This window comes from Clostridium punense (assembly GCF_017874425.1).
Lineage (GTDB): Bacteria > Bacillota > Clostridia > Clostridiales > Clostridiaceae > Clostridium_J > Clostridium_J punense.
Genome location: NZ_JAGGLL010000016.1, coordinates 96,550 through 108,689, shown reverse-complemented (window position 1 = coordinate 108,689; position 12,140 = coordinate 96,550). Strand labels below are relative to the sequence as shown.

Genomic DNA, 12,140 nt, shown 5'->3' with positions numbered 1-12,140 from the left:
TATCAATATTGGTGTTCACAAGATTAGTATTGATATCTAGAAGGCGTTTGGTACGTTGTATTTTTTGGTAATTTTAAATTACTTGTAAAGTGGTGTATTTTAAGATAACCATAAATATTATTTATCTCCAAAAGCCTTATGAAGCAACATAAACCTTTATATATAACTGAAGGCTTAACTTTGTCTACCTAAAAAATTTTAAAATAAGGAGTGAGATTTATGAATAGTACATATACAGAAATTCAAGAAAAAGTTATTGATAAAACCTTAGCTTTCGTTAAAGAAACTCTATACGGAGAAGGTTCTGGTCATGACTACTGGCATGTTTATAGAGTCTGGAATAACGCAAAAGCCTTAGCTAAAAGTGAAACTTGTAATTCCTATATAGTAGAGCTTGGAGCACTACTTCATGATATTGCAGACCATAAATTCCATGGTGGTGATTTAACCGTTGGCCCTAGGGTTGCAAGAGAGTTTCTGGAAAAGTTAACGGTTGAGGAAGAGGTTATAAGTGCTGTATGTGAAATAATTGCAACTATTTCTTTTAAGGGTGCTAAAGTTGAATCAAAGATGAGTACTATTGAAGGTATGATAGTTCAAGATGCAGATAGACTTGATGCCATAGGTGCTATTGGAATTGCAAGAACCTTTGCTTATGGCGGCCACAAGGGACATGAAATGTATAACCCTGATATAAAGCCTCAGCTTCATGAAAGCTTTGAAGCTTATGCAAACTCTAAAGGAACAACTATAAATCATTTTTATGAAAAGCTCCTTCTTTTAAAGGACTTAATGAATACTGAAACTGCTAAAAAAGTGGCTGAGAAAAGACATAGTTACATGGAAGAGTTTTTAGATCAATTTTATAATGAGTGGAATGGAGTAATTTAGCCGTATCTGGTCACATTCTTTAAACTAAATCCCTCTAATTATAATACCATGAAGCAATGCACAAGATAGTCTTCTATTGCCACTGTATGAAATTAACCCCTATACCTTTTAGGCATAGGGGTTTAATTTCATATAGCTTTGTTTATTAGATATTTTTTAAAACTAATTCTTCTAAAGCACAAGCTAATTGGTCTGGGCAAGAAGTTTCCGTTCTACAAGGAGTTCCCTTTAGTTTTTTTACTACTTCCTTTACATCCATGCCTTCAAGAAGGCTTGCTAGTCCTTTAGTGTTTCCTGGACATCCTTTAACAAAGGAAACCTTTTTTAAAATATCATTTTCTACTTGAAAGTTTATTTCAGTTGCACAGCAACCGCTTGTCTTATAAGTGTATTCCATTATAATACTCCCCCACTTCTAAATATAGGTAACCAAAGTTAAAACTTAACTCCGTACTACTGTTACCTTGTTCTCTTAAGGCCTTTAAAGATGGATGAACTTGACTATAAATAAGATAAATTTTCACCCTAGACACCTATGTATACATATAAAATATAAATTCACTTTCACAAAATATCAAGAGCTAATATTAAGTATTGTAAAATATAATCAATGTTCATTTATTAATTACATACTTATCTCTCCTAATTTAATATATTTATAAATATATTAGTTCTAATTAACTTTCTATATTCAAACTGTTATGAAACATAGACCACTCTAAGTATTATTGTGTAGTTTGTTTATTAGGACATATATATAGAAACTCTTAATAACTCAGTGTTCTTCTATTTTAATTGTATTTAACTCCTCTACGTCTTTTGAAGAAATCCCTATTACAGTGAACTTTTAACCACTGAAGCTTTTCTTATGGAAGATATCTCCTTTATGGAATCTAAGAAACATTTTTTCAATTTTCTTACTAATTTTATGTAAATAAATGTTATAATATATATATAAGTTGTTGTAAAACTAATAACATGGAGGGTTTAAATGCAGAATATTGAGTTAAAATTCAAAAACTCAGGAACACACTTAGCAGCTGGTATCATATGGCTTGTAGTAGCTATAATCTATTCCTTTCAGCTATTGTTCTTTTCGATTTTTTCCCACTGCCTATACTATTCTTTATAATAATAGTTTTAAGTACTATGCTTGCTATCCATTCTCTCTCTTTACCAAAGAAGTCTTATGTGAAAATTATTTCAGATTATTTGCTTATTTATAGAGGCTTAGCTATTCCTTTCTATGAAATTAGTTTTTCTAGTATCTCCTATGCTGAAATTACTGCTGATAAGCTTTTTATTATACCAGTTGCCGGTTTTTATAAAAAGGAATTAGAAATTCGTGCTAACCTCCTATATAGGCAAGATTTTGAAATTCTACTTGGGGAACTTACCCAAAGAGGGATTGTAGTTAAAAATCTTTATAAAGATCCTTCTCTATAATCTTATATTATAAATACTTAGGGGAAAAGACCTGTGACCCTTTTTATGTTGATTCTTTATAGCTACTATATGTTTTGGCTAAAAACTTTTAATTTTAAAGGTTAATAAAATAAAATTCTATCACTTATTAAAAGGAGGATATGTAAAAATGGAAAACAACATGCAATGCTTAAGATGTAACGGTAAAATGGAATATTTAAAGGAGTATAGATTTGATTCTCAGGATAATAACAGAGGTCTTCTTAGTGCACTTTTTGATGTTGAAGAGCATTTAGTGTTTGATATTTATGTTTGTCCTAATTGTAGGCACACAGAGTTTTTCTATAATGGTTCTTTAACTAGATTTGATCGTTAACTTAAAATGCTTAAACTAAATATATTATCCTTTTAAAAAGCACTTCATAACTGAAGTGTTTTTTTCTAGCAAAATTTCTTTAGGTATAATTGTTGTTGAATTATGTAGAATATAAACTATAGCCCTCTATCTAACTTAATTCTGCCATAAAACTATTTACATAGGATATTTTTCTAAGATATATAATGTAGAAATTTATGCTTTACTACGTGTTTCACCTATTAGTTTTAACATTAAATGACTACGCTATATTAAAGTTAATATGCTAAAATACTATATAAGAACAATTACAGCATTAAAAGGAGATTCACTATGTCAATTATTTATAATGATTTATACCAATTCAGTACCTACGTACCACCTATAGATCTTACCTTTCATCAGTATTTATTACAAGCTGAAGAATCTGTTTTAGTTCATACAGGTGCTATGCAACAAGGTGAGGCATTATTACCCCAACTAAAAACAGCTCTTAATGATAAGAAATTAAGCTATATTTTCATTTCCCATTTTGAGTCTGATGAATGTGGTGCACTTTCCTTAATATTAAAGCACTTTCCAGAAGCCAAGGCAGTTTGCTCAGAAATTACAGCAAGACAGCTTAGTGGCTTTGGAATTACTAGCAAAGTACTAGTTAAAAAGCCTGGTGAAAAGCTTGTTACAAAAGATTATGAGTTAGAATTTATAAGCTACTTTTCTGAAATGCATTTATGGGAAGGTTTGCTTATGATAGAAAATAAACGTGGAATACTCTTTAGCAGCGATTTAATGTTTCGTCTTGGAAAAGCCGATAATGCCATAATAGAAGGCAGTTGGCAGGAAGAAGTAGCTAATATTACACCTCTTCAAGTTCCTGATCCTAATAGAAGATTGGAACTTCAAGAGACCTTAGGTAAGCTGACTCCTAAGTTTATTGCTACTGGCCATGGTCCTTGTGTTAAACTTTAACATTATTTATGAAATGAGGGATACAAATTGATACCTAAAAAGTTATTGGAAGTATTAAGCCATGAAAGTGTTGTTGCAATTGCCACAGAAGGAAAAGCAGGCGCTCATTTAGTTAACTCTTGGAATAGCTACGTAAAAATAACTACAGATGAGACTTTGCTTATTCCCGTAGGTGGAATGAAGGTTACTGAAGCTAATCTTCAGGAAAATAATAAAGTTCTCGTAACTATAGGAAGTCGTGAAGTTGAAGGATTCCACTCAAAGGGAACTGGCTTTTTAATTGAAGGTACCGGATCAATAATTTATGAAGGTCCTAGATTTAATAAAACTAAAGAAAGTTTTCCTTGGGCAAGAGCTGTTCTTGAAATAAGACCCTCAGCCATAACCCAAACACTATAATTATAAAATAATTATGATTGTTTTGTAATACACAAAAGACTTAAATAACATTAAAACCATGCATAATAGAAGAATTAATTTTCCTTTATGCATGGTTTATTAATATTATGGTTAACTACTTTACCGTTAAATTATTCCTTTGAAAAATAAGTTTGTGAAAGAGTATATTCGAGCTCAGTATTCTGTAAACTTCTACTGCTTTTTATTAGGCATCTGAAAATAAATAACAAGTCAAAGATGTGAAGGATATTCTGAGTTCACAAGCAAGCTTGTGCCGACAAGGAAACAGGTTCCGCAGATAGTGGGGCTATCAAAGGGTTCTGTTGACGAAGTATAGCACAAAATAGACGAGAAGATTGACTTATTTATTTTTTGAAGATGCCTTATCTAAGCATTTCTCTGGATTAAGAGTTATCGCTTCCCATTCACCCTTAGAGTTTTTCTTATACTGACCAACTTCCACATCTGTACCATTGGTTAGTGTGAAAAACTTTATAAGATAATCACTACCATCTGTTCCTTTAAAGGGAACACTTTTCACATATCCCTCAGTTTCCACAGGTAATCTTTCTTTAACTAAAGAACACCAGTCTCCATATTTAATACCTACCACAGCTTCTCCGTCATAAGACCAACCATGGTAAGGAGCACAAAGATAGTTTTCTCCACGAATGTCTATATCAGAAATTTTATAATCCTTGCCTTCTTTTATTAAGTAAATAAAACCATAATAATAAGCAAATTGCCCCATTCCCTTATCAGTACCTTCAATGGTTTCAATTTCAAAAAAGTAAGGTATGCTATTAGGATGATCCTCCCTCTTAGGAACTTCCTTCACCTTTAATAAACTTATATGGAGTATATTTTTAAAGGACTCTAGATAATCCTTATAACTCAATTTTTTCTTATAATCTGTACTTAAAAAATTATAGGCTATGGGATAAGGTGCTGAGCCTGTACCTAGAGAGCCGCACCCTGCATACTTGCCTTCTTCAATGTTTCCAGCTCCCTCTTTTAATATACTAAAATAATTTATGATTGTATCTTCAGGAGTTTTTAACATATCACTTGGTACTGTAATCTTATCTGGACTTTTCCCATAAAACTCATCAAAAAATTTATAATCCTTTACCCTATCATTAATGGCAGGAGATTTTGAAGGACGAAAAAACTTTTCCATATCCATTACTGGCTCCTTATTTTCCACCTTCTCCCCTTCCTTATGAATTACTTGGTTCTTAAAAACGCCTCCCATTACCATCTTTTCAGAATTCTTGTTGTGACTGTACATAGTAAACCCTACAATTGCTACTAATACTACTATTTCCAAGCCTACTACAATTTTAAAATCTTTCTTTCCCAAAAATGCTTTCCAGTTCATTTCCTTCCCTACTTTCTTAGTTTTTACAGTTGTCCCATAGCAACTTTTAGAAACTTAATATATAGCTATAAAATTTCCTCATATTAGAGTATACTTTCATATAATAAGATAAATTCCTCTTATCAAAACTTCTAATTAATGGTAAAATAGTCTTACTATTAGCTTCCTAGTAGAATTATTATTTTGAGGCTATAAAATCTTTAGATAATTAAGGCTTTAAAGGAAAGTACCAATTTACTTTTCAGTAATACAAATCAATTAAGTTGTGAATAAGTAAAAACTAAAAGTGAATAGTAAAAAATGTGATTAAAAATCATAAGTAACTTCTTGAGTTTTAACTATAACCATTACTTTTTCATTTTTACCTCTAACTACTTTGAACTACGAAAGGAGATATAGTTATGAACTTCTTGGACAAATTAGAAAGAAAATACGGAAGATATGCAATCAGAGATTTAATGAAATATATTGTAATTTTAAACTTTGCAGTATACTTAATTGCCTATGTGGTGTTCCCTAAAGGATATCTAGCAAGCTGGTTGGCACTTGTTCCTAGCCTTGTGCTTAAAGGACAGGTGTGGAGACTTTTCACCTTTATTTTTCTCCCTCCATATAGAAGCACCTTTTGGATACTGTTTACTCTCTATTTTTACTATATGTTAGGTTCTGCTCTAGAGCAGGAATGGGGAAGCTTTAAGTTCAACATTTACTACCTTACTGGAATTATAGGTACAATAATCGCAGCCTTCTTAGGTGGGGGAATAGGCTATGCTGAATATTTAAATATGTCTTTATTTTTAGCTTTTGCTTACATCTATCCTAACTATGAACTAATGCTTTTCTTTGTACTACCTTTAAAGGTTAAGTATTTAGCCTTAATTGATGTGCTTTTACTTTTGAAAGACTTCATTGGAGGACCATTTACTATAAAGCTAGTAATTATAGCCGCTTTTATAAATTTCTTCTTATTCTTTGGAAAAGACATGTTATCTCATGTTAACACAAGAAAAAAGGTTGTTAATAACAGGAAAAACTTCAAGGATAATAGACCTAAAGTTATATACATCTACAGATGCTCTATATGCGGTGCTACGGAAAAATCTCACCCTAATATGGAATTTAGGTACTGCTCAAAGTGTGATGGTCACCATGCTTACTGTTCAGAACACTTATTAAATCATGAACATATAAAAGAAGATAAGGCATCTGAAAATAAATAACAAGTCCAAAATGTGAAGGATATTTTGTAATAGACAAGGAAACAGGTTCCGCAGATAGTGGGGCTATCTAAGGGTTCTGTTGACGCAGTATATCACAAAATAGACGATCAGATTGACTTATTTATTTTTTGAAGATGCCTAAATAAAGAATAATGCAAAACAGCAGGGGCTTAGCTATCCCTGCTGTTTTATTATCCATCCATTTATATAATTTAAAAACTTCCCAAAATCCTCTAAATAATTAAGCAAAATATCAAGTATTATTTCTTCCATTTACTTGCATATAATCATGCACAAGTATGTTCCTAACATAATCCCTTTGCCCCACTAACATCTACTCAATTGGGACTGTAAACTCATTGAGAACCTTTAGTTCTGGGTCATTTTTATCTACAAGTTTAATAGTTACAAACTTTGCTCCCTCACTTACAGCTGAAAACTTTGTCATCTCAATGTATTCCTTATCATTACTACTTATTTTTTCAGCATGGGTTGGTTGCAAACCATGACCATTATCATCACGAGCAACTACAACTACTCCATCTGGGTAGCTCTTTGGAATTGTGAGCTCTATATCTGTAGTAGTAGGAGTTACAATTATCTTATTAAATTTCACTTCACCATCAACTTGCTCTTTCTTCACTTCCTTAACTTCTGAAGTGTTTTTAGTTACTTCTATCTTAAAATTCCAAGGTCCTGCTATTTTATTTTTACCATACTGCACCTTGTCTTTGTTATTCCAAAGTTCTTCTATTAACTTCCCAATTTTTATTTCTAAGTTGAACTTATCTGGTATTTCTACCCCCTTTGAAGTTATTGGAGCTAAATCAATTGTCTCTACTCCCATAAAATTAAATTCATCAATAAACTTTCCTTCAATACCTGAACCGCTTTGCAACCTCCCACTCCAAAAGTCCACTGCTATTTTTTCATCCTCTGTTAAAATCCCCGAATATCCTCCGTGAGAAAAAGGTTTATCCATGGTAATTGCATAGGATATAAATATATTAGCTCCATCACAAGCTATTTCAGTTATTTTCATAGCAATTCCATTATTCTTTACCTCTTGATTTACTGCCTCAGCATACTTATAATGATTGCCTTTAAGTATAAAATCCTTCTCACTTATGCTATCATCTCTTTTAAGTTGTTCAAAAATATTGTTTGGAATATTAACCTTTTCTGCTAATACTGGAGTTGCAATTCCCATAAGTGCCACCAAAGCCAAAGATGCTGCCATGGCTATATTTCTATTTCTCTTTGATTTTACTTTCATATATTTTTCTCCTTCTGAAATAGCCCTATTGGTTATTTCATCTATATTATCTGGTAATTTTATATCTTCAAATCCACTCATTAACTTTCTCTCCCTTCGAGCTTAGTTAGTAATTGAGCTTTAGCTCTATGCAAATAAGACTTTACTGTATTTTCTGGACACTCCATAGCTAAGGCTATGTCCTTTAAAGGTAAGTCTTGAAAATATTTCAATATAATAACCGTCTTATACTGTGAAGATAAAGAATCTATAGCACTATATAGGTCTATTTTTTCTTCTAAAGAAACCATTTCATAATTCTCATCTATACCATTTTCTTCAATACCCTCCACTGATGAATATCTGTCTTTTGCTTTTAGCCTATCGTTTGCATTATTAATTAGTATTCTAGTGAGCCAGGTTTTGAAAAACTCTGGTTTTTTAAGCTTATTAAGGTTTATATAAGCCTTATACACAGTTTCTTGGTAAACTTCTATTGCCTCTTCTTCATTTTTCATGTAAAGAAAGGCTGTCTTATAAAGGTATTCTTTATTCATATCTATTAAGGTAGTAAAGGCTTCTTTGCATCCACTTATTGCTTCTTTAACTAAACCTATTTGGGAATCTTTATTTCTATCTTTAAAGCCAGCTTTTATAATTTTCTTCAAGGAGTAAGTAAAAATACTTTCCACTACTCCACCTCCCATAATCAAATTCAATCTAGATTGTATTTACGTAGATTAGACTTCCGTGGATATCCAAAAGTTGCAGGAAAATAACTTTTTTTATTTTAAACTTCATTTCTGTCTGTTTTATCTAAGCGATTTATATCTCCAATTAATAATAAATTCTCATTGAGCAGGTCATAAATCATTATACTTTGCTATTTGTAATGCAAAGTATATAAGAAAAGACCCTATTGGGAACCCAATGAGGTCTTTTCTTATATAACTATACAAATATAACTCAATCTTAGAAAAGTTCTAAATAAACTTTAAGTATAAATCTAAAGCCTTGTTTACCTCTCCTTTTATAAGTTCAATAAAGTCGTTGTTATCGCCAGTTGTATGAGCTTTATCTAAAGCAGCATAATATTTAAGTCTATTTTCAACCCTTATTACAATTGGTGGATATCCATTCTTCATTAACTCTAAGTTCAAAAGTAATCTTGAAGTTCTACCATTTCCATCAATAAAAGGGTGAATTCCAACAAATATGATATGAACTAAAGCGGCTCTTTCCAATGGATGAAGTTTTACAGCTTCATTATTGTACCACTTAATAAACTCCTCCATCTTCTCTCTAACTAAAAATGGCTCTGGTGGAATGTGCTTGGCTCCTGCAATAATTACCTGTTGATCTCTATAGTTTCCGGCATAATTATCATCAATTCCTTTAAGTACTAGTCTATGAATATTTTTTATTTGCCACTCTGAAAAAGCTTCCATGTTTTTTACTATATCTTCTATATAAAGTATGGCTTCTTTATGGTTTATTATCTCTAAATGTTCTCTGATGGTTTTTCCACCAATTGTTATTCCCTCTAAAACAACTTTTGTTTCTAATAGTGTTAATGTATTCCCTTCAATTGCATTAGAGTTATATGTCCATTCTAAAAATAAGTTTTCTCTTATACTTTTAACTGTGTACTCTGGTAAAGGTCTTTTACTATCCAGTAGCGTTTTCTTTTCATCTATACTTTCAAACATAATCTATATCACTCCCTGCAGGTTATATTAATAATTGTAATTATATTTTTTATTAATTAAGATGTTTATATATAAGAAATCTTTTTAAGTCAATATATATAATTGTTATACTAATAAGTTCTATTATACTTATTATTATCTCACAAAAATCTCTAACAAAATAGCTAGAAATTACCTGCTAAAATTTAAAATTTAGAGAATACTAAGGTTATGTTCTAAAGTTTTCACTTAGAAATTTCATTATTGGTTGACTCTAATAAAATTTAAATCATTGTTAAATTATAAAGCTTAAATTTATGCTTATATTAATAAATGAGTAACCTTCCATTGATTATGCAATGACTGTTATTTATAATTTAACTCACCTAAGACCAATTGGCGTTAGCTCACTTATTGATTGTAGTTAATTATTTTTTAGTTTATGAGTCTTAATACTCACCCCTACTAGTATAAATAACCTTGGTATATTTCAAAAATAAATTACTAAAATAAGGAGTTATTATGGAAAAGAAAAAACATCCTATACAAGATTATATAATCAATGTGTTAAACTATATGGCTCAAGGGCTTTTTGCCTCTCTTATAATTGGATTAATTTTAAAACAAATTGGGGAAAAGGCTGGAATCCCAATGCTAGTGGAGTTTGGCAAAGTGGCTCAGTTAATGATGGGGCCAGCTATTGGAGCCGCTGTAGCCTATGGTATCAAAGCTCCTGTTCTGGCTATTTTTTCCTCTATTATTACTGGAACTCTTGGAGCTCAAACTCTCCTTGCAGGGGCTAACGGCGCTTATGGGATTAGAGTAGGTGAGCCTGTGGGTGCTCTTGTTGCAGCACTAATTGGAGCGGAGCTTGGGCGACTTGTTCATGGAAAAACAAAACTAAACATAATAGTAGTTCCTGCCACTACCATTATTGCCGGGGGAATTACAGCTTCTTTTATAAGTCCTTTTATGTCTTCCTTAATGACCACCTTAGGTGGAATGATTAACTATGCCACAGAGCTTCAGCCTATTCCTATGGGAATTTTGGTTTCTACCATTATGGGGATGGTTTTAACCCTTCCTATTAGCAGTGCAGCTCTAGCAATCTCCTTGAAGTTAAATGGTCTTGCAGCTGGTGCAGCAACAATCGGCTGCTGCGCTCAAATGGTAGGCTTTGCAATTTGTAGTTATAGAGAAAACCGTTTTGGCGGATTAATCGCTCAAGGTCTTGGAACTTCTATGCTTCAAGTTCCCAATATCATCAGAAATCCTATGATATGGATTCCGCCAACCCTTGCAAGTGCCATCCTAGGTCCTATTGGTTCTGCTATATTTAAGATGAGAAACACCCCTGTAGGTGCAGGAATGGGCACTAGTGGCCTTGTTGGACAGTTTGCTACAGTTGAAGCCATGGGAACAAGCTCTCTTTTGTTAATATTAATCCTTCATATTATAGCTCCAGCACTTTTAAGTCTTCTAATTTCAGAATTTATGCGTAAAAAAGGTTGGATTAAATATGGAGATATGAAGCTAGATTTATAAGAAAAAAAGTGCCATCCGCAGCTATAAGTGGATAGCACTTTCTTATTTGTAACTTGCTAATATTTTTACTTACTTATATCTAGTTCCAATTATCTGCATACTGACTTTTTTCAAACAACTCTTCTGGCTTTATATCAATCCACTGTTGAATACTTGTATTAGGGTTTTTCTCTATAAACTGTTTAACTATTTTGTTACCTAATCTATATCCAGCAAATTCAGGCACCCCTTCCTTAGTTCCATTTAATATAGGACCTATAAAACTACCATCTTTACTTGAAAGCTTATCTTTAATTTCTGTCCATACTTTTAGTTCTTCATCTCTACCCAAATCAGCAGACAATCTTAACTTGACCTCTGGAAATGCAATATTTGCGAAGCTTTCAGCTTTTCCTTCACTGATAATGCTATCTAGCATATTTGATTCTCCCAAGCAGCTTTTATCCATACTATGACAATACTCATGAGCAATTACATGTTGTAATTTTTCTTTATAATCCTTCTGTGATGGACTTACTACTAAAATCATTATTCCTGACTTTGGAGTCATAGCTCTTACAGACTCTTTAAACATCTTATATATTTTTGGATCTTCAACTAGAACATATATTGAAAACTTCTCACTTTCAGGTAGCATTTCCTTGCATTTAGATAAACTTTTTTCAATTATACCTTCTATTTCACCTTTTTCTTTTCTTAAACACTCTAAATCGTTCTCTAACCCCTTTGTATCCTCGATGGTTTTATCAAACAATGCTCTAGCATCCACAGCGTATTCCTTTTTTATAGGTTGAAAAACAGTTTTATTAAATAAGTTCTCTGAAATCCCATTATCACTTTTTTTAATATAGTCCTCTAAGTACTTGTCACAAAATACAATATTATCTCCTGTATCTAACTGCATTTTACTTGTATTAGTACTTTTTGTTGCTTTGGTACTGCAGCTAACACTTAATGTAGTAGCCATTATTAGAGCAATACAAGTTAAGATCCTAAACTTTTTCTTCATTCT

General features: G+C 31.9%; 14 protein-coding genes. 8 read left to right on the top strand and 6 right to left on the bottom strand.

What is annotated here, in order from left to right; all coding sequences use genetic code 11:
• Positions 1-219 precede the first annotated feature (219 nt).
• A complete protein-coding gene (locus J2Z44_RS11365) occupies positions 220-891 on the top strand; it encodes an HD domain-containing protein (protein ID WP_021282374.1) in 672 nt (223 codons plus the stop codon).
• Positions 892-1,036: 145 nt separating this feature from the next.
• Here J2Z44_RS11365 and J2Z44_RS11360 read toward each other — a convergent pair whose 3' ends face one another.
• Positions 1,037-1,288 carry a TIGR03905 family TSCPD domain-containing protein gene (locus J2Z44_RS11360; protein ID WP_021282375.1) on the bottom strand — a complete coding sequence of 84 codons (252 nt, stop codon included), beginning with the start codon at positions 1,286-1,288 and terminating at the stop codon, positions 1,037-1,039.
• 594 nt (positions 1,289-1,882) lie between these two features.
• Here J2Z44_RS11360 and J2Z44_RS11355 point away from each other — a divergent pair.
• From J2Z44_RS11355 to J2Z44_RS11335, 5 genes are all read left to right on the top strand, one after another.
• Positions 1,883-2,023 (top strand): hypothetical protein, encoded by a 141-nt coding sequence (locus J2Z44_RS11355; RefSeq protein ID WP_209649581.1) that lies wholly within the window; start codon positions 1,883-1,885, stop codon positions 2,021-2,023.
• Between the two features lie 59 nt (positions 2,024-2,082).
• Entirely contained in the window at positions 2,083-2,337 is a 255-nt protein-coding gene (locus J2Z44_RS11350; protein ID WP_152513228.1) for a hypothetical protein, read from the top strand.
• Positions 2,338-2,485: 148 nt separating this feature from the next.
• On the top strand, positions 2,486-2,692 hold the full coding sequence (locus J2Z44_RS11345; protein ID WP_021282378.1) for a zinc ribbon domain-containing protein: 207 nt from the start codon (positions 2,486-2,488) through the stop codon (positions 2,690-2,692).
• 312 nt (positions 2,693-3,004) lie between these two features.
• A complete protein-coding gene (locus tag J2Z44_RS11340) occupies positions 3,005-3,640 on the top strand; it encodes an oxygen-binding di-iron domain-containing protein (RefSeq protein ID WP_021282379.1) in 636 nt (211 codons plus the stop codon).
• Between the two features lie 27 nt (positions 3,641-3,667).
• A complete protein-coding gene (locus tag J2Z44_RS11335) occupies positions 3,668-4,039 on the top strand; it encodes a pyridoxamine 5'-phosphate oxidase family protein (RefSeq protein ID WP_209649580.1) in 372 nt (123 codons plus the stop codon).
• Positions 4,040-4,400: 361 nt separating this feature from the next.
• Here J2Z44_RS11335 and J2Z44_RS11330 read toward each other — a convergent pair whose 3' ends face one another.
• The gene (locus tag J2Z44_RS11330; RefSeq protein ID WP_021282381.1) at positions 4,401-5,420 is read right to left on the bottom strand and encodes a hypothetical protein; all 1,020 of its coding nucleotides are present in this window, start codon (positions 5,418-5,420) and stop codon (positions 4,401-4,403) included.
• Positions 5,421-5,821: 401 nt separating this feature from the next.
• Between J2Z44_RS11330 and J2Z44_RS11325 the strand changes: the two genes are divergently transcribed.
• Positions 5,822-6,640, top strand: a complete 819-nt coding sequence (locus J2Z44_RS11325; RefSeq protein ID WP_209649579.1) for a rhomboid family intramembrane serine protease — start codon at positions 5,822-5,824, stop codon at positions 6,638-6,640.
• A 334-nt stretch (positions 6,641-6,974) separates the two neighbouring features.
• Here the strand turns inward: J2Z44_RS11325 and J2Z44_RS11320 are convergent, their stop codons facing one another.
• The 3 genes from J2Z44_RS11320 to J2Z44_RS11310 form a co-directional block, all read right to left on the bottom strand.
• Complete coding sequence (locus J2Z44_RS11320; RefSeq protein WP_021285682.1) at positions 6,975-7,997, bottom strand: DUF4179 domain-containing protein; 1,023 nt, start codon at positions 7,995-7,997, stop codon at positions 6,975-6,977.
• Entirely contained in the window at positions 7,997-8,587 is a 591-nt protein-coding gene (locus tag J2Z44_RS11315) for a sigma-70 family RNA polymerase sigma factor (protein WP_021285681.1), read from the bottom strand. The genes J2Z44_RS11320 and J2Z44_RS11315 overlap by 1 nt, the downstream gene beginning before the upstream one ends.
• 291 nt (positions 8,588-8,878) lie before the next feature.
• Positions 8,879-9,604: a Fic family protein gene (locus J2Z44_RS11310; protein WP_021285680.1), complete on the bottom strand. Its 726-nt coding sequence runs from the start codon at positions 9,602-9,604 to the stop codon at positions 8,879-8,881.
• Positions 9,605-10,105: 501 nt separating this feature from the next.
• Between J2Z44_RS11310 and J2Z44_RS11305 the strand changes: the two genes are divergently transcribed.
• The gene (locus tag J2Z44_RS11305; RefSeq protein ID WP_021285679.1) at positions 10,106-11,128 is read left to right on the top strand and encodes a PTS sugar transporter subunit IIC; all 1,023 of its coding nucleotides are present in this window, start codon (positions 10,106-10,108) and stop codon (positions 11,126-11,128) included.
• A 79-nt stretch (positions 11,129-11,207) separates the two neighbouring features.
• Here J2Z44_RS11305 and J2Z44_RS11300 read toward each other — a convergent pair whose 3' ends face one another.
• A complete protein-coding gene (locus J2Z44_RS11300) occupies positions 11,208-12,137 on the bottom strand; it encodes a DUF2268 domain-containing putative Zn-dependent protease (protein ID WP_209649578.1) in 930 nt (309 codons plus the stop codon).
• Between the last annotated feature and the right edge of the window lie 3 nt (positions 12,138-12,140).